Origin of the sequence: Limnothrix redekei LRLZ20PSL1, from assembly GCF_043235035.1 — a bacterium.
Lineage (GTDB): Bacteria > Cyanobacteriota > Cyanobacteriia > CACIAM-69d > CACIAM-69d > CACIAM-69d.
On record NZ_JAZAQF010000030.1, the window covers coordinates 30,791 to 51,574 of the forward strand.

Below are 20,784 nucleotides of genomic sequence, written 5' to 3' on the forward strand. Positions count from 1 at the left end.
TGGCGATTAGCCACTCCAAAGGAATTAAACCTTTTTGCGAATCTAAAATAATAACTATAGGTAAAGCGGTATAAAACCCTAAGATCTTCAATGTCTAATAGGGATGTTTCCTGAAATAGATTATCAATAAGTCTGGCCAAACTCGGCTTATCTAAATCAGTCAGGCAGAAACGTAGCCCCTTAGCATAGGGTGACTGTTGAGCAACCAGAGAGGTTACACCACGAGCAGCCGCTTCAATAGAAACTGTGCTGAAAAACGATAGTGAAATATCAATAGTCCAAAGCAGCGCATAGGAAGTTATTTCTTCCGTTGGCATAATAATCCGTACATTGCTTGGCAAAGTCTCAGCCTGTTTGTAAGCTTTTGTTAGAAAGTTGCCTTCAGGTGTATCGTTGCCAATGCCACCAATATGCGGGTGATGACGAATAACGAGGTATTCATCACGCTCTCTGAAGATATCAATAAGATGTTCTAAAAATTCTAGCTGACTGATTCCTATTTGCCACTCCTTAGAGCAAGCTAGCTCATCTTCGCTAGATGAGAAAAAAACTAGAATTTTTCGATTCGGAGGAATGCGAAGGAAAGACCTGACCTCTTCGTAAGTTGTTTGTAAGGTATAAAAGGGTTCCCAGTTGGTATTGCGACCCAGTTCTCGCTCTAGGAAATAGTGACTAACGGTCTTCAGCTCAGGTTCCTTTAGCGGTATGTTTTGCCACTGATCGACAATTTGACGATATGGTGCCTGACTTAGGCATGTTTGGTTTTCAAAAAAGCTGAAGCTATCATCAATAAGTCCCCGTTCGTGGACTAAGACTGGAATGCCTTGATGGCGTACTGCTTCGTATGCCGCACGATAGGGAGTAAACCTTGCATTAAAAATAATTACTTTACAGGGGTTGTATTCATGAACTAAGCGGCTGAAGGTTAAGTAAGTTAAGAGTCCATCTCGCAGATGGTTTCGATGGGCCTTTTGAACAATGGGGTCAGAAAGCCCCTGCTCCGCAATACGAAAATGGGTATAAATGGTTGAAGTAACCCAACTGCCTACCGGTAGGTCAAGGTAGTGAGCATTTGCATAATCCGTTGGCTGCAGTTGATCTAGCCAAGCATCGACTAGCTGTTCATCTTGTAAGGTTATTAGGGTTCTTAATTGGAGACAGGGCAATCCAAAAGATTGAAATAGTGCTTCCCCGAATTGATGACAGTTGGAACACTGAAGCCCATGCCACGTCTCATCCAATTGTCTACCGATAACGGGGCAATCCCGGAAAACCCCGTCACACCGAATAATTAAGCTTTCACAGCCTCTGATTTCTAGTGCTTTGGCAAGAACAGCATCCACTTGGTTGTGAATGCCCCACCAACCATAGGGAGCGAAAAAAAGGAACTTTTTAGATTCAGTTTTATCAATTTTCACTATTCAGTCTCAGAACACTAGCGATCAAGATCAGGTTAAATCAGTAAGTCCCAAGACATGGGTGTGCCCGCTTTTACTGATCGCCCGACCCGTTGACCGAGCAGAACATCATAGTATTTGGGTGGCAAACCTAGCCCGGGGCGAATGCAGCGGAGGTTATCCGATGTGAGTGTATCGCCAGCAGCCAGATCCTGAGTGATGTATAGGCTACGGCGAAAGATGCGAGATTTTGCCTCTGCTTCCGTCGCACCGTAGGAAACCTGACCCAGGGCTTGCCAAGCTCGCTCTGATTCTACGACCAGTTGTGCCATTTCGGCGGGTTCCATAGAAAAGGTGGAATCTACGCCGCCGTCGGCACGGGAGAGGGTGAAGTGCTTCTCGATGACAGTTGCGCCCATTGCCACGCTAGCCACCGACGCGCCGACGCCCATTGTATGGTCGGACAAACCGACCTGGACGTTGAAGAGTTCCCGAAGGTGGGGAATGGTCGCCAGGTTGCTGTTTTCGGGGGTAGCGGGGTAGGTGCTGGTGCATTTGAGCAACACTAAGTCGTGACAACCGGCTTCCCGCGCGGCGCGGACGGTTTCGTCGAGTTCAGCAACTGTGGCCATCCCAGAGGAAATAATCAAGGGTTTGCCGGTTCTAGCGACTTTGCGGATAAGGGGAAGGTCGGTGTTCTCAAAGGATGCAATTTTGTAGCAGGGAACGTCTAAGGATTCAAGAAAATCAACCGCGGTTGCATCAAATGGCGTACTGAAAGCAATCAGCCCCAATTCTCGACATTTCTGAAAAATGGGTTCATGCCATTCCCAGGGGGTATAGGCTTGCTGATAGAGCTTGTGGAGAGATTGACCGTGCCAGAGCGACTTAGGATCATCAATGAAGAATTCTCCCGCCTCTAAGTCGAGGGTCATGGTGTCGGCGGTATAGGTTTGGAGCTTGAGGGCATGAGCACCTGCTTTGGCAGCCGCTTCGACAATTGCCAAGGCTCTTTCCAGTGATTGGTTATGATTGCCAGACATTTCAGCAATGATCAGCGGGGGATGGTCAACTCCAACGGAGCGCGTAGAAATTTTAAAAGCCATGATTCAGGTATCAGAAGTTGAGGTTAATCATGAAATACGAGTTATCTGGAAGCTGAGTTATACGCTTAAATGCTAACCTTTCAAAAAACTCTGGGATGCGTGTTGTGATTTGAATTACTCCCGGGTTTTCATCAAGCAAGAGCTGGATCATATCAGAGCCTATTTGCCGGCTTCTAAAGTCAGGATGTACGGCCAAGCTCTCTAGAGTTCCTCCTTTGCTGTTAGGGGCTAGATAGGTAAATCCTATAATTTTCTCATTCTTGTCAATGGCAATATAAGCTGGAAAGCCAATTCTATACTGTTCAATCAACCGATAAAAAACATCTTTTGGAGGCTTGGGATAGCAAGTGTCCAACAATTCTTTCAGTCCAGGTAAGATATTGTTTAAGTCGTTGCGACTATAAATTGCGATACTGTCTTTCGTTGACAATGTCTTCTTTCTACTTATCATTTTCCAAGCATTCCACTTTTAGCGAATATTGTCTTCCGTTCAGCTTAAAAAATGCCGGATATTTTTCGTTGTCTACGATACGAAGAAGATTAAATTGTTCTGCCAGAGGCTGAGAGCTATCTAACCGGCTATTCTCGGGTGTTCGGCGAGGATAAAATGATTCTTGCCCATTTTGTTGCTTGGCGGACTGCAACAGCTCTGGGTAGCGGTTGACAAACTCTCGACACAGGCGCAAAGTTGCTGCCGCTTGAGCTTGCCTGAGTTCGTCGATGAGTTCGTGCCCTTCAAACTCTAACCATTCTTGTAGATAAATATCGCCGCTGTCTACCTGATCGGCCGCCTCGAACAGCGTCACGGGAATACGATCCCTTCCTTCTAGAATTTGCCAGGTCAAAGGCGACCAACCTTTCCCACTCGGTAAATCGCTTTCATGGACAACCAAATTATTGCGAAACTGGGCCAAGACTTCGCCGGAAACAATCTGACCACAACTGAGATAAAAGCACAAATCTCCGGGTTGCAGTTCTTCAATCCGATGCGTCCATAAAACCCTGTGACCGTCATGAATCCATGCTAATACGAGATCGTACAGATGATCGTTTAACCAGCTTTGACGGTCGGAGAGAATGGCAAGCGAAAGACATTGGCCATTCCTGAAAATGGGGGGGGGGATTGTTCGTCAAAGCCTAGGCGTAAAAAAACCATCCGCGATGCAGCATTTTCCGGTTTCACATCAGCCCGAAGATAAGCTATTTGGGTATTTCGGAGCAGTTGCATTCCCAAACGAATAAGCTGAGTTGCCCAGCCGCGCCCTCGCACCAAAACATCTAGGGAGTAATCAACGATCGCCTCTTCACCTTTGAGATCGAACCGAATTTGACCAACCGGCAGAGTCTCAGCTTCTAAAACTCCCAGAAAACAGTTTGGATCGGCAAGCTTTTTCTGAAACCAAGTTTGATGGAGTTTCCAGGAAATCGGCTCCGTTTGAAATGACTGGCGGCGGACTTCTGGCTCATTAACCCAGTCATAATAGAGGGGAGCATCTTCGGCTTGGGCCAGTCTCAATTTGAGTTGATCGGGTGAGGTTGGCTTCAAAGCTTCCGCTACCCGCAGCGCTCCCAACCCATCCACTTGCAGCCTTGCCCGATCGGCCATTTCCAAAAGACGCAAGGGACATTGCACCAGTGAGTCGATCGCACTTCGCAACCGCTCCACATCCACCGTTTCAACCCTGCCCAGGTACTCAATCAGCCCGCGATCCTGGAGCGCCTGACAAGCCGAAACCTGATTGTCCGCGATGCTCACCACCAGCGTGGGCAACCCCAGACACAACCGCTCCCAAGTCGTCGTTCCCCCCGCCCCTACTGCCAAATCCGCCTGAGCCATCAAATCCGCCAGATGAGGACGAGGATCGTGTAGCACAGTATGGGGGCGTTGCGCCACTTGCTGCGCGATCGTGGCGCGATGGGGATTGGTCGCCCCAACCACCACATCCACCGCTAGAGACCCGAACCGAGGAGCCGATAACGCTTCGATCGCTTTCCCAGTCATATTCTGAGAATCAGTCCCCCCAAAGAACACCAACACCCGCCGCACCTCCCCCGTTCGAGACGACTGAGTTTGACGATAGGCCGCATATTCCGGGCGCAACAGAGCGTACCGAGATCCCACCAACAAGCGGCAAGACTCTGGAACCAACGCCTGATAGCGACTTGCCCCCGTCACACTCTCATTTTGGTCGAGTAACAGATCGCAATCGTGGGGACGGTTGGCTAAATCGTCCAGAACCATAATTTGACCCACATGGGGACGTAGCCGCCGTTCCCATTCACTACTCAGTCCGTAGTGATCGACAATCAGCCAATCCGGTTTTTCTCCAGCTAGGGCGGCGATCGTCTCCGTAGCATCAGTCTCCTGAGACACCCCTAGCCATGCCGCATAATTTTCTGACATTTCCGGTGGGTCGCCCTCCTGCGGTGCAGCCAGAACCGTCACCGGAAAAGCAGCTTCACGAAGCAGCGGAATCAGGTTTCCAGGAAGATCGCGGCAAATAAACCGCACCTCAAGCCCTCGCTGGCGCAACACCTCTGCTAGTGTTCGACAGCGGATCAGATGCCCTGTGCCTATTTGCTGAGATGAATCGACCCGAAAAGCAACCGTCACGGGATTTCTACCCTAAATATCTACCTAAAATAAACGCCTCAGCGGCCTCGACTCCTACCGTTGCCCCTCGCCACCGGGCTAGCGCCTCCACCCCTTGGAGCGATCGCGGGTGCGGCCAAACTCGCAACTCCTCAGCATAGGCATCTAGTGCTTTTAATTTGCAGTCTAAAGTGCTGGAAATATCGACAAACCAGTTGGGCGTAAATGCGGGAGCAGAACCCGGAGGCTGCCACTCCGTACTGGATGGAACTTCAAAAAACAAGAGAGTTCGCACCGGATGTCCTGGTTGAGGACGGCAAGCGGTTACAACGGCTTGATGGACTCGCTGGTGATCGATATTGACATCGCCAGCGTGGTGCGTCAAAACGGTATCCGGCTGGTGCTGGGCGATCGCCTGTTCGATCACCTGGGCGATCTTAATCAATTCAATGGTGTCGAGCCGATTATCTGGGAAATCATGGAATTGTACGGAGTGGATGCCTAAGCAGTTGGCAGCTTGGCTGGCTGCTGCTTGGCGACGCTGATGTTCTGCCGAATCGGCGCGATCACGGGCGGTGACACCATCGGCTAGGAAAATAACGTTTACGGTCGATCCTTCAGCGGCGTGATGGGCGATCGTTCCACCGCAACCCAGGACTTCATCATCAGGGTGTGCCGCAACAACGAGTAATGATTGATAAATTCTCCCCATGAGTAAGGATCACGCCATTTGGACTGGAGAGTAGTTACTGCGAACTGGTATCCCGAACTGATACAAAAAAGCTTTCGCTCCAGCCGGGGTTTGCTCTGTGAAATGAAACATACTTGCAGCTGCTACGGCTGATGCGCCACCTTCTTGAATTGCTTGGCGCATATGTTCATAGGTACCAGCTCCTCCAGAAGCAATAACTGGGATATTGACTGATCGCACAACCTGGTCAATTAACTCAAGATCGTAACCAGTCATTGTGCCATCTCGGTCAATGGATGTAATTAAAATTTCACCTGCCCCTCTAGCTTCAAGGGTTTTTGCCCAGTTGCCAGGATCTTGACCCGTAGGAACTGTCCCTGAATGACTAAAGCACTCATAGGAGCCATTATCCATTCGCTGAGCATCAATACTTGCAACAATGCATTGCACACCAAACCGACTGGCAGCTTGCTCCAGCAAAGATGGATTGGTATAAGCCGCTGTATTAATGCAAATTTTATCTGCACCGACTCGTAGAAGTTTTTGAATTTGATTGAGGTGCATGATGCCACCACCTACCGTAAAGGGTACAAAGCATTCCTCAGAAAAGTCATGAATTGACTCATAATCTGGTTCCGAATCATCGCAGCTGGCAGTAATATCGACCAGGATCAACTCATCAACATCACGAACATTGTAGACTTTAATCGCTGGTAGCACGGGCCCAACTCTTCGCCAGCTATTGAAGCTGATTCCTTTAACCAGCCCAAAATTCTTCCATAAGAGGGTTGGAATGACACGTACTTTTAACATTTTGAATGAGTTAGGAAATTTTGCAAAAGGCGCAAGCCAGCCTTAGAGCTTTTTTCGGGATGAAACTGAGTCCCGATTACAAGATTTTTTTGGACTGCTGAAACGATAGGCACCCCATAATCGGCGATCGCTAAACAATCCGCATTATCATCGAGTACAAACGAGTAGCTATGCACGAAATAAAAATCTGTTCCTTCAGGGATTGCTTCTAGAATTGGAGCCTGTTGATAAGACGGCACGATCGAATTCCAACCCACGTGGGGAACTCGTAGTTGGCATCCCAACTGCTGTAAGTGTCTAACCTTTCCTGGAATAAACCCCAGTCCAGGTGTATTACCCCCCTCTTCGCCGGTTGTGGCCAGCAACTGCATCCCCAAGCAGATCCCCAAGAGGGGTTTGCCTTGTACTGCAATATATCTAGTCAATACATCGACCCATCCACCACTGTTGAGAGAGTTCATGCCATCTGCAAAGCTTCCTACCCCAGGTAAAACTAGATGGCTAGCTTCCTCTAATTGACTGGGCTGATCCGCAATCAGTGCATCTGCATCTATAGCTTGAAAAGCACGCAGCACTGACCCAAGATTACCCATTCCGTAGTTGATGATGGCAACTTTGCTCATGGGTTATCGTAGTTAATCTTGGTAAGATTGCCATGGTGATCTTTGACTAAATTGCCATTCGCATCTCGTTTAAAAATCTTCTTGTTTGTGAATTTATCGCAGATTTTAATGAACTGATCTACAGTCAAGTCCAGTGGTTCGAGAATATCTTCCAGGGATTTGCCCAAATACTCCCAGGGAAATTGACCATCCAAGCGCCGCACAATACTCAGTGCATCAGTGCGGGTCAATCGTTCTCGGCGGACATGTAAACAAGCGAGATCTGTAGCACGGCCAAAGCCAAACTTGAGAAATTTGAAGTAGTCATGAATGCCCGTTTGGTGGTTGTCGAGGTTCTCGTAGCTGACCATTGACCCCTCTACTGCTTGATGATAGGTGGTGAAACCATAGGCTTGAGCAATCAGAGCGTTTGACAATCCATCCCAAGGTAGGTAGTAGCCTAAAAAGAGGCCAGTCACCCCAACTTTTGCTAAGTCTTCATCACTGGGATAGGTGTAAGGAATTAAGTGCTTGGCCTCAATACCTTCCATGCCAATCAAATCTGAAACCCGTAAACCCAAAAGCCCCCCAAATTCCTCGAGCCAGCGACGGGTGAGGGTATTGTTCTCAGCAGCGGATGCTGGCCCGCCATACTCATTCTGAGAATTTTCCCCCCAAATAATCAGGGGAACATTAAACTGAACAGCGGCTCGCACAGGAATCGTGAAAATTCCCACATGTTCGGGCCAAGAAATATCACCAACTTGTGTCAAGCCAATGCGATTGAGTTTGGCCCGGACATTAGGATTGGGTGACATTTCAATATGGTCTACACCCAATCGCTTGATATTTTCAATGTTTTTACGACCAATACTGGATAGATCACAGGTCGTTGATGTGACGCAAAGAGGGTTTAGCCCTAGCTGCAAGATGCGAATGACTTGGTAGGTGCTATCTTTTCCTCCCGAAACTGGAACAATGCAATCCCAGTTGCTACCGGTTGGCCGGCGATACTTTTCAAGAACCTGAAGTAGTTCTTGATAGCGACTATCCCAGTCAATGGCAGTTCGGTTTTCGTAATTTCGACAAGCGTTGCAGATTCCTTGCTCGTCTAAATGTAGATCCGGCTTGGTATCAGGCATGACGCAGCGATTGCAATAAGTCAGCATGTTTAACCTCGCTTTTCCATCAAGAACCAGGTGATGTCATCTTGGGGGAAGTTAGGATCGCGCTTGTAGGCAAATCCATAATCAATCAGTTTGAGATCGGGGTATCCATCAAGAACTTCGCCACAAAAGTCTCGTTTGAAGAGCCGGTCAGTATGGCCTCGATAGCTAATGGTGACAGGGCTAGGGTTGTAATACTCACAGATCAACAAGTATTTTCCTGTTGACTGATAGAGCGCCTCATAAACTTGCGGGAGCCAGTCTGGATTGATATGAATTAAGACACCCTTGATGAGCACCAAATCCCAAGTGCGATCGGGTGTAAAGCCCAAAATAGAATTGACGTGAATCTGATCAGAAGGAATGAGTTTGGCTAGCTCTGCTGCCGCTGTTGGATTGATTTCGATCGCATACTGATCCTGCTTGGGATACAGGAGCTGCAGTGCTTTGAGATTCATTCCAACATTCGCTCCAAACTCAATGCAGCTGTGAAGCTGACTCGCTTGTGCCAACGCTTTGGCAAAAAAAGCGAGGTTTGAAGCCAATAAGTCACTGCCTATATTGCGACTAATGTACTCGCTGCCAAACTCACCTGCCCAAAAATTTTCTTGCTCGGTTTGGAAGGTCATCGCATCGTCTCAAAGGATACTGAACAAAAGAGCTTAGATATGCTGACTGGCTATCAATCTGGATGAGGGCGAGTCAATGATGATGAACTAGATATTTCTTGAAGTGTACTGAATAATAGCTCCGCATGTTGCCAATCTTCTAGGGTGTCAATATCTTGCACCTGATATCTGGGAAGCACAATCGGCATCGCATGATTCGAGAAAATGGGTTGACGATCAAGAAATGCTTGGGCACGTCCCCAGTAAAATTGGCCAGCATCATGGTAAGCCTCTTCTAGGTCTTGAGATCGAGTCGCTTGGTATTCAGGATAAAACATGGAAATTCGACCCTCATCTGTCACTTTGAGAGCACGCTGAATTGGAAAGGGAAAACTAGTCACTGAGAAAGCGTAGTTACTTGAGTGCTCAATCAAGGACTGTAAGGCGGTGGCTAAATTAGTAAAGACTACAAAGGGAGCAGTGGCATAGATGCAACAGACAAACTCTGGTGATTGTCCATCTAGCATCAATTGTTGAATGGCATGGTTAACGACAGATAGTGTATCAGTGTGATCATCGGCTAGGTTGGCTGGACGTATAAACGGAACTTCAGCTCCCCACTCTTGAGCAATATCAGCAATTTCCTGATCATCCGTTGAAACAATGATCCGATCAAAGCAACTGTTGTCGATCGCGGCACGAATTGACCAGGCAATAATGGGCTTTCCACAAAAATTCTTGATGTTTTTGCGAGGAATTCGCTTGCTGCCGCCTCGAGCAGGAATAATGGCAATATTCATTGCAAGACCTCTTTTAGTGTTGCAACGACACGATCTTGCGCTGACTCCGTTAAGCCATAGTAGAGGGGGAGGCTAATAGCGCGTTGGTAGTATTGTTCTGCTGCGGGAAACGATTGATGACTGAACCCCAAATCTTGATAGTAGGGCTGCAGGTGCACTGGAATATAGTGCAAATTAACACCAATGCCCGCTTGACGAAGGGCTTCAAAAATGGATCGGTGGCGACGAATAAGATCAGGTTCAGCTAACTGAATGACGTATAAATGCCAGCTAGAGTTAGTGTTGGGGTCTTGATAGGGCAGTATAAGGGGAAGTGATTGGAGCAGTTGATTATAACGATCGGCTAAAAATCGACGACGGGCAACAAATTCATCAAGTCGTTGAAGCTGACTAAAACCTAAAGCAGCCTGTATATCTGTAATGCGGTAATTGAGCCCCAATTCTAACTGCTGGTAATACCAGGGGCCGTCGGATAACCCTCGCATCAGGTTGGGGTCGCGTGTAATGCCATGGGAGCGCAACCGAATCAGTTTTTCATACAGATCTGCACGATTGGTGAGTACCATCCCCCCTTCACCAGTTGTGATGATTTTGACAGGATGGAAACTGAACACAGTCATATCCGAGTAGGCACAGCAACCAATGGGCTGACCACGGTATTGCCCACCAATGGCATGGGATGCATCTTCAATGGTTGTGAAGTGATAGGTCTGAGCCAGTTGGGCAATGGCTGCCATGTCACAGGACTGTCCTGCAAAATGAACAGGAATAACGACCTTGGGAAGCTGTTGACGATGGTGAGCAGCCTCTAGCTGTTTGGTTAACTCAGGAATGCTGAGGTTATAGGTTTTGGGGTCAATATCAATAAAGTCAGTGTTCGCGCCGCAATAGCGTGCACAATTAGCCGATGCTACAAAAGTATTGGGTGAAGTCCAAGACCGATCGCTTGGCCCTAATCCGGCGGCCAAGCATGCGGTGTGTAGGGCTGCTGTGGCACTACTAACAGCGACAGCATATCGAGCACCACAGTACTCGGCCACGGCTTGTTCAAATCTGGGAATTGCCGGCCCTTGCGTGAGCCAGTCGGATTGCAAAACATCAACTACTGCTTGGATATCAGGAGCTGAGATATCTTGTCGGCCGTAGGGAATGTAGCCGGTTTCCATAGCTAAATCATATCCAGCAACTCTACTGAATTCAGCCAGCGATCATTGCGATCGGAGCTGTACTGAAATCCTTCTCCCACGGGTTTGCCTTGCTCGCCCAAACGATTGAAGGCCCAGTCGAGAGGTCTCGAAAATTCGATCGTTGGACGGATGACGTAGTGATCGGGAAAATCAATGGTGAGGTGATAGTCATCGGCTGGGCACATGACTTCATGGAGTTTTTCGCCGGGGCGAATGCCTACCAGTCGATGGGGCAAGTTCGGAGCAATGGCCGTTGCTAAGTCTGTAATTTTCATAGAGGGAATTTTGGGAACAAAAATTTCCCCTCCCTGCATTCTTTCAAAGCTTTTAATGACAAAGTCAACACCCTGCTGCAGGGTAATCCAAAAGCGGGTCATCCGAGGATCGGTGATGGGGATTTCAGTGGCTCCTTCACGTACCAACTTTTGAAAGAAAGGAACGACTGATCCGCGAGAACCAACGACGTTGCCATAGCGAACGACAGCGAATCGGGTGTCTTGTGCTCCAACCACATTGTTGGCAGCTACGAATAGTTTGTCAGAGGCTAGTTTAGTTGCGCCGTATAAGTTGATGGGGTTAGCTGCTTTGTCGGTGGATAGCGCTACAACCTTTGTAATGTTGCAAGCCATGGCAGCGTCAATGACATTGCTGGCTCCATGAATATTGGTTTTAATGCACTCCATCGGGTTGTATTCCGCGATCGGGACGTGCTTGAGGGCGGCTGCATGGACAACATAATCAATGTTTTGCATGGCGAGCGATAACCGATCGCGATCGCGCACATCTCCGATGAAAAAACGCATGATCTCCGAGGTAAACTCCTGAGCCATTTCATACTGCTTCAGCTCATCGCGGGAGTAGATGATGATTTTCCGGGGCTGGTAGCGGTTAAATAATGTTCGGACTAACTGTTTGCCAAAGGAGCCAGTTCCACCAGTTATTAATATGGTTTTGCCGTCAAACATCAGATCACAAGATAAGGAATAAACTGCAGACAACCGGATATTGATAATTTATCAAGGCTTGAGGCTTCTGTTTCCAAACACTGTCAAAAAATTCAAAAGAGATGAAGACTTTCAGGTCGGATTTTAGATAAAAACGATGTCGTCCTAGCTAACAAGGATAAATTCTGATTGAGATGCACCGGTTGCGTGCTTTGAGTATGCTTGGGTAAGGGTGTACAAAAAGTTCAAAAAGCTTATTAGAGCGATATATCTGAAGCCGTCAAGCAACCGCAATTATTATTTCACAACTGCATCGTCTACGCATCTAGACAAAATTAGGGCGATCGCAAAGTTGGCGGGGGGGCGTAGCATGGAAGGGTGAGTCTTTTTCCTTCGCCGCTGGTTTCATTGCAGTCGGGGTGCTGGTTCAAGCTGATTTGTGGCGCGAGTTTCCAGCATTTGCCGGCCATCCGGACTCTGGCCCTGGTCTATGGGCTAGCGGGGGCTGACTGTGTGGATGTGGCTGCTGATCCGGCGGTGATTGCGGCAGCGCGATCGGGCTTGGAGGTTGCCCAGTCCCGATCGGGTCGATCGCCCTGGCTAATGGTTAGCTTGAACGACGGTGAAGACCCCCACTTTCGCAAAGCCCAGTTTAACCCAACTCAGTGCCCTAGTGATTGTTCTCGGCCCTGCGAGCGGGTTTGTCCAACGGGGGCGATCGACCCGGGCGGCGTAACCGAAAGCCTTTGCTACGGCTGCGGCCGCTGTTTGCATATTTGCCCGCTGGATTTGATTGGGGCCCGATCGTACGTGTCCACCCCCAGCGCGATCGCCTCGCTGGTGTTGCCCCTGGGTGTGGAGGCGATCGAGATCCACACGGTTCCGGGTCGCTATGATGATTTTGCGCGGCTGTGGCGATCGGTGGAACCCCACCTCGATCGGTTGCAGTTGGTGGCGGTCAGTTGTCCCGATGGCCCAAATTTGGCAGATTACTTGCGATCGCTCTACGACTTGATGGCACCCGGCTTGCGAGCGGCCGGTTGCGCCCTGATTTGGCAAACGGACGGGCGGCCCATGAGTGGCGACATTGGCGCAGGGGCCACGCGCGCGGCGATCGCCCTGGGCCAAAAAGTTTTGCAATTGCGGCTACCCGGCTTTGTGCAGTTGGCCGGGGGCACGAACGATCGCACCGTACCCAAGCTCCGAGATTTAGATCTGTTGGGGCCCAATCGCCTGGCCGGCGTGGCCTATGGCAGCTATGCCCGATCGCTCCTGAAACCCGTGACCGATCGGCTCGAGGCCCTGGAACTGGCAGCGGGCCAAGCCGTGCCGATCGAAACCCAACCCGAATTACTGGCCGAGGCGCTGACCTTGGCGCAACCGTTGTTCGCTCCGCTCAAATCTCCCCATGCTCCGATTCCGCTGGCAGCGCTGCCGCCTTAGCCCGTGGCTAGGTTTGTAGCGCTGCTTTGCTCCGAGTCCAACTTGCCGCGCCCTCTTGCTGTTAATTAGCTCTTATGGTGATGTTTCCCGATACTGGCGATCGTCCCGTGACTTTGCAAACCGCCCAACAAGTTAAGGAAGGAACTGACTTGGCAGCAATGGCTGATTCCGCTGGCGCACCGGCTGTGGGTAGCGAAGCGATCGATCTGGGTCGCACTCGCAGCACCGATGACCTGAGCCAACTTCTGGGTATTTTGCCGCCTCACCTGCGGAAAGTTTTAGAAAATCATACGGATTTGAGTCAGTTGGTGGAGGTGGTGATGGACTTTGGGCGGTTGCCCGAGGCCCGGTTCCCCGGTGCCCGCACCGAAAGCCTCAGCGACAAAACCGTCACCCGCGACGATTTGGACTATGCCACCGCTCGGGTTGGTCATTTTGGCGGCGACAACCGAGCAGGGATCGAACAAACCCTGCACCGGATCAGCGCCATCCGCAACCGCCGGGGCGACGTGATTGGCCTCACCTGTCGCGTGGGGCGGGCCGTGTTCGGGACGATCGCCACGATTCGCGACCTGGTGGAAAGTGGCAAGTCGATTTTGATGTTGGGGCGGCCCGGCGTGGGCAAAACCACGGCCCTGCGGGAAATTGCCCGAGTGTTGGCCGATGAACTCCAGAAACGGGTGGTGATTATCGACACCTCCAACGAAATTGCGGGCGATGGGGATGTGCCGCACCCGGCGATCGGGCGGGCCCGACGGATGCAGGTGGCCGAGCCGGAATTACAACACAAGGTGATGATCGAGGCGGTGGAAAACCACATGCCGCAGGTGATCGTGATCGACGAAATTGGCACAGAGCTAGAAGCCTTGGCAGCCCGGACGATCGCCGAGCGGGGCGTGCAACTGGTGGGCACGGCCCACGGCAACCAGTTGGCGAACTTGATTAAAAACCCGACCCTCTCGGATTTGGTCGGCGGGATTCAATCCGTCACCTTGGGCGACGAAGAGGCCCGGCGACGCGGCTCCCAAAAAACCGTCTTGGAACGCAAGGCCCCGCCGACCTTTGAGGTGGCGGTGGAAATGCAGGAACGCAGCCGCTGGGTGGTGCATGAGGATGTGGCCACCACGGTGGATTCCCTGTTGCGCGGGCGGATTCCCGAGCGGCAGGTGCGCACCATCAGTGAAACAGGCCAGGTGACGATTACCCACGAGCTGCCGGAAGCGGAAACGGCGGGCACCGATCGATCCCTGGCTCCAGCGGGCCGCAACGGCGGCCCCAGCAAGGGCGATCGCGGCTGGCGATCGAGCGGGCAAATGACCCCCGTACCGCCCAATCGCCGGGCCGTCGTGCCCTTGGGAGCCGCCACGCCCCACGAGGAATTCGCCCAACTGCTCGATCGCACAGACTACAGCCCCCGGGCGATCGATGAAACGGACGACCTCAAGCAAAATGGCTATCTCTACGTCTACCCCTACGCCGTCAGCCGCCACCAGTTGGAGCAGGCGATTCGGTTGTTGAATTTGCCGGTGGTTTTGACCAAGGAGCTGGACACGGCCGATGCGGTGCTGGCCCTGCGCACCCACTTGAAAAATCACACCAAGTTGCGCCACCTGGCCAAAACCCGCCAACTGCCGATCTATATCCTGAAGTCCAACAGCACGGCCCACATTGCCCGCACCCTGCGCCGGATTCTGAAGCTGGACGACGAGGGCGGTGAGGTGGAACCGGTGGATCTGCGGTTGTTTGCGGACAATGCCAGCGATGACGAGCTGGAAGCCCTCGAAGAAGCGCGGCTGGCGGTGGAAAACATTGTGATTCCCAAGGGGCAACCGGTGGAGTTGTTGCCGCGATCGGCCCATGTGCGCAAAATGCAGCACGAGCTAATCGAGCATTACAAGCTCACCTCCACCAGCTTTGGCGAGGAACCCAACCGCCGCCTGCGGATCTTCCCGGCCTAGGGCAGGCGACCAAATTCAAACCGGCCTCAAAAAATCAAAAAATCACAAAAAACAATTCGAGGGTTTCACCTATGGCTCTCTCTCGTCGTGCGCTAATTCGGCAATCCTTGGCTGCGGCTGCGGGCTTCACCCTGGCAGACTGGTTGTTGTGGGGACAAGATGGGGCGATCGCCGCTCCAATCGCCCAAACCACCCCGACCGTACCCGAAATTTTCAAAGTACCGCCCTTACCCTACGCCTACGACGCACTGCAACCAACGATCGATCGGGAAACGATGGAGTTTCACCACGACAAGCACCACGCCGCCTATGTCAAAAACCTGAATACCGCGATCGCGCCTTACCCCGAACTGCACAAGCGCTCGATCGAAGATCTGATCAGCAATCTCGACGCGCTGCCCGCCGACATTCGCGCCGCCGTTCGCAACAATGGCGGCGGCCACGACAACCACAGCCTGTTTTGGGAAAGCATGGGCCCCAACGCGGGCGGCCAACCCACTGGGGCGATCGCCCGGGCAATTACAGACACCTTTGGCAGCTTTGAAGCCCTGCAAACCGCGTTCAACCAAGCGGGAGCCAAGCGCTTTGGCAGTGGCTGGGCTTGGCTAGTGCTCGATCGCCAAGGAAAACTCACCGTCACCAGCACCGCCAACCAAGACAGCCCGCGGATGGAGGGTCAAATTCCCCTGCTCGGCAACGACGTTTGGGAACATGCCTACTACTTGAACTATCGCAACCGGCGCGATCAGTACCTCCAGCAGTGGTGGAATGTGGTGAATTGGCCGGTGATTAACCAGCGCTACGAAGCCGCTAAAGCCGCTTAAAACTCACAGGTCGCGGGCACATTGATTTTCCATGTCCCAGCCGTCAGGACAAGGGGCTTAGGGCGTGTCGTCAAATTTCCTGAAACCCTGATGACCTCGTTCTTTAAACCAATCAGTCGTAGGGGCGGGGTTTCCCCGCCCAGTTCCCGTGATCCTCGGGTATTCCCAGGGGTGGACAGGGTTGTGGCGATCGCCCGGGTTAGGGTTGGGAGACCCAACCCCTACGGCGATGGAAATGACGACAGGCCCTAAGCCCCTTGCCTCCCACGATCTGCCAACGGTGGAATCAGGGTTTCAGGTGATTTGACGACAGGCCCTAAGCCCCTTGTTCGCTGAGATTTGGCACGGTTTCTGGGGATTTGAGGCCCCAAATTGAGATACCTAAAACACCTCTAGGTTCAACACATAGCGACCTAGAGGCAAATTCTGGGCCCAAAGCTCATATTCCAAACGCACCCAATCGGGAACCGGCCGGCCCGACAGGGTGAGGCTGCGGGTGAAGTTGCGGAGGCGAATTTGTTCGTAGCCCTGGTCTGTGGCTTCCTGGAGCCAATAGCGGCTGATGCCATAGACCCCCCGTTCCCACAGGTGACGGTAGTGGAAACCGCTGGCGCTTTGCATGGTTAACACAGCCCGCTGCGGGGAAAGTTCCAGCCACAAGCTGCGATCGCCCTGGGGTTCCGCATTGGCCGCATAACCGGGCATCAGCACCGGTTCGATCGCCTTCACTGCCGGTTCCGCCAGCAGAATATGGAAGCGATCGCGCTCATTTTCGTAAATCGTGGCGGAAGTTTCGATCGAGGCGGCCGTTGGTAAATCTAACGACAACAGCGACAGGCTAATCGGACGGCGGTGACGAATCGGCGACATAGGTTGCGGCCTTGTTGGCTCAGGAGAAGCATCACGCGCAAAACCCGGAAAGCGATAGGATTGTCGGGCGAGCCTGGGCGATGGGTTTGCCAAGCCTTTAGGGCCCGGTAAGCCAATCACTGCCTAGGGCAATTCTGCCTGTGGCAATTCTCCCGGCGCGATCGCGAGTCCGAACCCTGTCGATCTTCCGATGCTCCACCCGATCGTAACATCCGAATTTGTAAACGCCCGCCAACGGCTGATCCTTTCTCCCACTGCCGAGGGCTGCCCCCTCGTGGGTCGCGTGCGGATCCCTGGCGACAAGTCCATTTCCCACCGGGCCCTGATGCTAGGGGCCTTGGCGGAAGGGGAAACAACCATTGAGGGCCTGCTGCTAGGCGAAGATCCCCGCAGTACCGCCGCTTGCTTCCGAGCCTTGGGAGCCGAAATTAGCGAGCTGAACACCGATCGGGTAACCGTGCGCGGCATTGGCATCGGCAATCTGCAGGAGCCGATCGGGGTGTTGGATGCGGGCAACTCGGGCACAACCCTGCGGCTGATGTTGGGCATTTTGGCTTCCCATCCCGATCGCTTCTTTACAATTACGGGCGACGACTCCCTGCGATCGCGGCCCATGGGTCGGGTCGTGAAGCCCCTGACCACGATGGGGGCACAAATCTGGGGCCGCCGTGACAACACCCTCGCGCCCCTGGCCGTGCGGGGCCAGGCCCTCCAGCCCATTCATTACCAATCCCCGATCGCCTCAGCCCAAGTCAAATCCTGCATTTTGCTGGCGGGGTTGATGACCGAGGGACAAACCACCGTCAGTGAACCGGCCCTGTCGCGCGACCACAGCGAACGAATGTTGCGGGCGTTTGGGGCGGAGGTGATCGTGGATCCGGACACCATCAGCGCCACGGTGGTCGGCCCGGCCAAGCTCCATGGCCAGCGGGTGATCGTGCCCGGGGATATCAGTTCAGCGGCCTTTTGGCTGGTGGCGGCGGCGATCGTGCCCGGCTCTGACCTGACGATCGAGAACGTGGGCATTAACCCCACCCGCACCGGTATCCTCGACGTGCTGCACCAGATGGGAGCCAACATCACCCTCGAAAACGAGCGCGACGCGGCGGGCGAACCGGTGGCAGATTTGCGGGTGCGCTATGGGCCCCTCAACGGTTGCGAAATTAGCGGGGCCCTGATTCCTCGGTTGGTCGATGAAATCCCCATTTTGGCCGTGGCGGCAACCGTGGCCCAGGGCAAAACCGTAATTCGCGATGCGGAAGAGTTGCGCGTGAAAGAGAGCGATCGCCTGGCGGTGATGGCGGCGGCCCTGCAAAAAATGGGGGCCCAGGTGACGGAACAGCCGGATGGGCTGGAAATTACCGGCCCGGTGCAACTGCGGGGGGCCGATGTGGACAGCCACACGGATCATCGGATTGCCATGAGCCTGGCGATCGCGGCGTTGGTGGCCCAAGGAACCACCACCATCGATCGGGCAGAGGCGGCGGCCATTTCCTACCCGGACTTTGTGCCCACCCTGGAGCGGCTCACCCAAGGCTAATCAGCCTTCAAAGTGGATCAAACCCATCGATCAGGCGGGTGAGCCAGTGATGGTGAGCCGGTTATGGTGAGCCAGTCAACTGATCGAGATCGAGCAAGTAGATCAGGCAGAGTAATCAAGCCGAGTTGGATCGCGCCCCAACCGCCAGGCTACGGCGCGTGATTTCCAAATACACTGCCTCCAGACCCACGGGCTGACGGGCCAAGCCATCGATCGGCAGGCCCGACAGCCGCTCCAGCAACTCCGGCAAACTGAGGGACTCCGGCAACCACAACACCAGCTCTCCCCCAGCTTCCCGCCAGGGCCAGCCCAGTTGCTCCACCCGTTCGATCGTCCCGGCGCGATCGGCCGTCGTTACCCGCACCAACTCAGCGGCGGGAATGGTCGATCGCAGCTCCGCCAAAGTTCCCTCCAGCGCGATCGCCCCCTGACTCAAAATTCCAATTCGATCGCACAGGCGCTCCGCCTCCTCCAGCAAATGGGTGGTCAGCAGCACTGTCAAACCCTGCTTTTTCAGATCCCGAATCATGGCCCACAGGTCATAACGGGCTTCCAAATCCAAACCCGCTGTGGGTTCATCCAAAATCACCAACTTGGGCCGATGTACCAGGGCGATCGCCACATTCAACCGCCGCTGCATCCCGCCGCTGAGGGTTTCCACAGGACTATCGGCACGATCGGTTAAGCCCACCCAAGCCAAGCACTGAGCCAAACGCGATCGCCGTTCCGATCGCCGCAGACCATACAAACTGGCAAAAAAATCTAAATTCTCAGCACAGGTCAGGCTTTTGTAGAGCAAGTTGTCCTGGGGGGCAATTCCCAACCAGTGGCGGGGAGCCTGGGCCAAGGGGCGATCGCCCAACCACAGCTCACCCCCATCAGCCACCAACAGGCGACCCAGGATATTAATCGTCGTGCTTTTGCCCGCGCCGTTGGGGCCCAGCAGCCCATAAATTTCGCCCGGTCGCAAGGACAAACTCAGTCCTCGCAATACCGGGCGATCATCATAGGATTTAGTTAACCGTTCAATTCGCAACATGCTGCGCTGAACCCATGCGGATAATAGGACTTGAACCTACACGCCTTGCGGCACTAGAACCTAAATCTAGCGCGTCTACCAATTCCGCCATATCCGCTTAAGCGCAGACATCATAGCAAAATCCCCCCGATTCGGCAATCGTCTTTGGGAAAACCCTGGATAAATTTTGAGAAAGCAACATCTTGCTTCTGACGATTTAACCATCTTTCTAGAGCTCATCTTGATGATGAAGGTCGATCTAAATGCAGTCTTAGTCTAGTTAATTTCTTAGCAGTGCCGGCTGCCCTAATCATGTTACCTTTCATCCTAAAAACAGGAACTGATTCACTCTCAAATCTCTCAAATCCAGAAGTTGATTACCCCTCCTCTGACGGAAAGCCTGTAGCGGAAACTTATCTTCATCTCAACGCCATTATTGCCATTCTCAAAGCGCTAGAACTACACCTTAAAGGACAACAAGCAACTGTTTTAGCCAATCAGTTTTTGTATTACAGCCAAGATCTTCCTCGGTTGCGGGTTGCTCCTGATGTGATGGTGATCTTTGGAGTAGCCCCCGGCGGCCGAGATAATTATAAGACTTGGCAAGAGGGTCAAATTCCGAGCATCATCTTTGAAGTTACTTCCAAGGGAACCCAAAGTGAAGACCAAGGGCACAAATATGCTCTTTATGAACAAATGGGCATCCAAGAATATTGGTTGTTTGATCCTAAAAATGAGTGGATTGCAGGGCAACTTCAGGGCTATCGGTTATGGGATGATCGCTACATCCCCATTGAAGACCATCGATCGCGTGTTTTAGGTTTGCAGCTCAGTGTTCAAGGTTCCCTCTTGCGCTTTGGACAGGAAGAGACAGGAAACTTCTTACCAATTCCCGATGAGATTGGAAATTTAGTTGAGAATCTGCAAGCGGCCCAACAAATGGCTAATCAAGAGCGACAACGAGCCGATCGCCTGGCGGAACTGTTGCGGCAACAGGGGATTGATCCCGAGGCGATCGAGTAGCCTTAGCTTATCTTTATTCTTCTGAATTTGCTTGGTCTTGTTTTAACCGGCTTGGGTTAATTGGAGCTGATTAGAATTAGAGCTGATTTATAAATCAATTATTAAGCATCTAGAGCAGCCAATCTTCTCACCATCAAATGCATTAAGCAGCCATAGATCATCCCTTCACTCGTCTCCGAATACAACTCATAGTCCTTGCTC

Annotated in this window: 19 protein-coding genes and 1 tRNA gene; 5 read left to right on the forward strand and 15 right to left on the reverse strand. The window is 52.2% G+C overall.

The annotated features are described in order from the left end of the window. Positions 1–1,453 precede the first annotated feature (1,453 nt). The 12 genes from pseI to pseB all read right to left on the reverse strand — a co-directional run bounded on the left by pseI (position 1,454) and on the right by pseB (position 11,928). Positions 1,454–2,503 (reverse strand): pseudaminic acid synthase, encoded by a 1,050-nt coding sequence (gene pseI / locus VPK24_RS06335; RefSeq protein ID WP_393011429.1) that lies wholly within the window; start codon positions 2,501–2,503, stop codon positions 1,454–1,456. A 10-nt stretch (positions 2,504–2,513) separates the two neighbouring features. Beyond that, on the reverse strand, positions 2,514–2,933 hold the full coding sequence (locus VPK24_RS06340; protein WP_393011431.1) for a GNAT family N-acetyltransferase: 420 nt from the start codon (positions 2,931–2,933) through the stop codon (positions 2,514–2,516). Positions 2,934–2,943: 10 nt separating this feature from the next. Next, positions 2,944–3,462 (reverse strand): formyltransferase family protein, encoded by a 519-nt coding sequence (locus VPK24_RS06345; protein WP_393011433.1) that lies wholly within the window; start codon positions 3,460–3,462, stop codon positions 2,944–2,946. Between the two features lie 92 nt (positions 3,463–3,554). Further along, positions 3,555–5,117, reverse strand: a complete 1,563-nt coding sequence (gene pseG, locus VPK24_RS06350; protein ID WP_393011435.1) for a UDP-2,4-diacetamido-2,4,6-trideoxy-beta-L-altropyranose hydrolase — start codon at positions 5,115–5,117, stop codon at positions 3,555–3,557. 7 nt (positions 5,118–5,124) lie between these two features. Next, positions 5,125–5,808 carry a PIG-L deacetylase family protein gene (locus tag VPK24_RS06355; protein WP_393011437.1) on the reverse strand — a complete coding sequence of 228 codons (684 nt, stop codon included), beginning with the start codon at positions 5,806–5,808 and terminating at the stop codon, positions 5,125–5,127. Between the two features lie 9 nt (positions 5,809–5,817). After that, complete coding sequence (gene hisF / locus VPK24_RS06360; RefSeq protein ID WP_393011439.1) at positions 5,818–6,600, reverse strand: imidazole glycerol phosphate synthase subunit HisF; 783 nt, start codon at positions 6,598–6,600, stop codon at positions 5,818–5,820. Continuing rightward, entirely contained in the window at positions 6,594–7,223 is a 630-nt protein-coding gene (gene hisH, locus VPK24_RS06365) for an imidazole glycerol phosphate synthase subunit HisH (RefSeq protein WP_393011441.1), read from the reverse strand. Before hisH ends, hisF begins: the two co-directional genes overlap by 7 nt. Next, positions 7,220–8,371 carry an N-acetyl sugar amidotransferase gene (locus tag VPK24_RS06370; RefSeq protein WP_393011443.1) on the reverse strand — a complete coding sequence of 384 codons (1,152 nt, stop codon included), beginning with the start codon at positions 8,369–8,371 and terminating at the stop codon, positions 7,220–7,222. Before VPK24_RS06370 ends, hisH begins: the two co-directional genes overlap by 4 nt. Before the next feature lie 2 nt (positions 8,372–8,373). Next, on the reverse strand, positions 8,374–8,997 hold the full coding sequence (locus VPK24_RS06375) for a pseudaminic acid biosynthesis-associated methylase (RefSeq protein WP_393011445.1): 624 nt from the start codon (positions 8,995–8,997) through the stop codon (positions 8,374–8,376). A gap of 53 nt (positions 8,998–9,050) precedes the next feature. Beyond that, complete coding sequence (gene pseF, locus VPK24_RS06380; protein WP_393011447.1) at positions 9,051–9,776, reverse strand: pseudaminic acid cytidylyltransferase; 726 nt, start codon at positions 9,774–9,776, stop codon at positions 9,051–9,053. After that, the gene (gene pseC / locus VPK24_RS06385) at positions 9,773–10,942 is read right to left on the reverse strand and encodes a UDP-4-amino-4,6-dideoxy-N-acetyl-beta-L-altrosamine transaminase (RefSeq protein WP_393011449.1); all 1,170 of its coding nucleotides are present in this window, start codon (positions 10,940–10,942) and stop codon (positions 9,773–9,775) included. Before pseC ends, pseF begins: the two co-directional genes overlap by 4 nt. 2 nt (positions 10,943–10,944) lie before the next feature. Continuing rightward, positions 10,945–11,928, reverse strand: coding sequence for a UDP-N-acetylglucosamine 4,6-dehydratase (inverting) (gene pseB, locus VPK24_RS06390; RefSeq protein WP_393011451.1), 984 nt, complete (start codon positions 11,926–11,928; stop codon positions 10,945–10,947). Positions 11,929–12,285: 357 nt separating this feature from the next. Here pseB and ldpA point away from each other — a divergent pair, with 357 nt between their 5' ends. The 3 genes from ldpA to VPK24_RS06405 all read left to right on the forward strand — a co-directional run bounded on the left by ldpA (position 12,286) and on the right by VPK24_RS06405 (position 16,132). After that, a complete protein-coding gene (ldpA, locus tag VPK24_RS06395; RefSeq protein ID WP_393011453.1) occupies positions 12,286–13,350 on the forward strand; it encodes a circadian clock protein LdpA in 1,065 nt (354 codons plus the stop codon). Positions 13,351–13,508: 158 nt separating this feature from the next. Further along, positions 13,509–15,308, forward strand: a complete 1,800-nt coding sequence (locus VPK24_RS06400) for a R3H domain-containing nucleic acid-binding protein (protein WP_393011462.1) — start codon at positions 13,509–13,511, stop codon at positions 15,306–15,308. Between the two features lie 71 nt (positions 15,309–15,379). Continuing rightward, positions 15,380–16,132 carry a superoxide dismutase gene (locus VPK24_RS06405; protein WP_099534651.1) on the forward strand — a complete coding sequence of 251 codons (753 nt, stop codon included), beginning with the start codon at positions 15,380–15,382 and terminating at the stop codon, positions 16,130–16,132. Positions 16,133–16,513: 381 nt separating this feature from the next. Here VPK24_RS06405 and VPK24_RS06410 read toward each other — a convergent pair whose 3' ends face one another. Then, entirely contained in the window at positions 16,514–17,002 is a 489-nt protein-coding gene (locus VPK24_RS06410; protein ID WP_190354167.1) for a hypothetical protein, read from the reverse strand. 190 nt (positions 17,003–17,192) lie between these two features. Here VPK24_RS06410 and aroA point away from each other — a divergent pair, with 190 nt between their 5' ends. After that, a complete protein-coding gene (aroA, locus tag VPK24_RS06415) occupies positions 17,193–18,542 on the forward strand; it encodes a 3-phosphoshikimate 1-carboxyvinyltransferase (RefSeq protein ID WP_393011456.1) in 1,350 nt (449 codons plus the stop codon). Positions 18,543–18,657: 115 nt separating this feature from the next. Here aroA and VPK24_RS06420 read toward each other — a convergent pair whose 3' ends face one another. Both VPK24_RS06420 and VPK24_RS06425 read right to left on the reverse strand, forming a co-directional pair. After that, on the reverse strand, positions 18,658–19,581 hold the full coding sequence (locus VPK24_RS06420; protein ID WP_393011458.1) for an ABC transporter ATP-binding protein: 924 nt from the start codon (positions 19,579–19,581) through the stop codon (positions 18,658–18,660). A 15-nt stretch (positions 19,582–19,596) separates the two neighbouring features. Then, positions 19,597–19,678, reverse strand: a tRNA-Leu gene (locus VPK24_RS06425). A 194-nt stretch (positions 19,679–19,872) separates the two neighbouring features. Here VPK24_RS06425 and VPK24_RS06430 point away from each other — a divergent pair. Beyond that, positions 19,873–20,583: a Uma2 family endonuclease gene (locus tag VPK24_RS06430; protein ID WP_393011460.1), complete on the forward strand. Its 711-nt coding sequence runs from the start codon at positions 19,873–19,875 to the stop codon at positions 20,581–20,583. Positions 20,584–20,784 lie beyond the last annotated feature (201 nt).

Excerpts from the sequence above, each read along its gene's own strand:
- pseF (WP_393011447.1), bottom strand. The coding sequence starts at position 9,776 with ATGAATATTGCCATTATTCCTGCTCGAGGCGGCAGCAAGCGAATTCCT.
- pseI (WP_393011429.1), bottom strand. The coding sequence starts at position 2,503 with ATGGCTTTTAAAATTTCTACGCGCTCCGTTGGAGTTGACCATCCCCCG.
- pseB (WP_393011451.1), bottom strand. The coding sequence starts at position 11,928 with ATGTTTGACGGCAAAACCATATTAATAACTGGTGGAACTGGCTCCTTT.
- VPK24_RS06410 (WP_190354167.1), bottom strand. The coding sequence starts at position 17,002 with ATGTCGCCGATTCGTCACCGCCGTCCGATTAGCCTGTCGCTGTTGTCG.
- VPK24_RS06375 (WP_393011445.1), bottom strand. The coding sequence starts at position 8,997 with ATGACCTTCCAAACCGAGCAAGAAAATTTTTGGGCAGGTGAGTTTGGC.
- hisF (WP_393011439.1), bottom strand. The coding sequence starts at position 6,600 with ATGTTAAAAGTACGTGTCATTCCAACCCTCTTATGGAAGAATTTTGGG.
- VPK24_RS06370 (WP_393011443.1), bottom strand. The coding sequence starts at position 8,371 with ATGCTGACTTATTGCAATCGCTGCGTCATGCCTGATACCAAGCCGGAT.
- hisH (WP_393011441.1), bottom strand. The coding sequence starts at position 7,223 with ATGAGCAAAGTTGCCATCATCAACTACGGAATGGGTAATCTTGGGTCA.
- VPK24_RS06420 (WP_393011458.1), bottom strand. The coding sequence starts at position 19,581 with ATGTTGCGAATTGAACGGTTAACTAAATCCTATGATGATCGCCCGGTA.
- pseC (WP_393011449.1), bottom strand. The coding sequence starts at position 10,942 with ATGGAAACCGGCTACATTCCCTACGGCCGACAAGATATCTCAGCTCCT.
- VPK24_RS06430 (WP_393011460.1), top strand. The coding sequence starts at position 19,873 with ATGTTACCTTTCATCCTAAAAACAGGAACTGATTCACTCTCAAATCTC.
- VPK24_RS06405 (WP_099534651.1), top strand. The coding sequence starts at position 15,380 with ATGGCTCTCTCTCGTCGTGCGCTAATTCGGCAATCCTTGGCTGCGGCT.
- VPK24_RS06400 (WP_393011462.1), top strand. The coding sequence starts at position 13,509 with ATGGCTGATTCCGCTGGCGCACCGGCTGTGGGTAGCGAAGCGATCGAT.
- VPK24_RS06355 (WP_393011437.1), bottom strand. The coding sequence starts at position 5,808 with ATGGGGAGAATTTATCAATCATTACTCGTTGTTGCGGCACACCCTGAT.
- aroA (WP_393011456.1), top strand. The coding sequence starts at position 17,193 with ATGCTCCACCCGATCGTAACATCCGAATTTGTAAACGCCCGCCAACGG.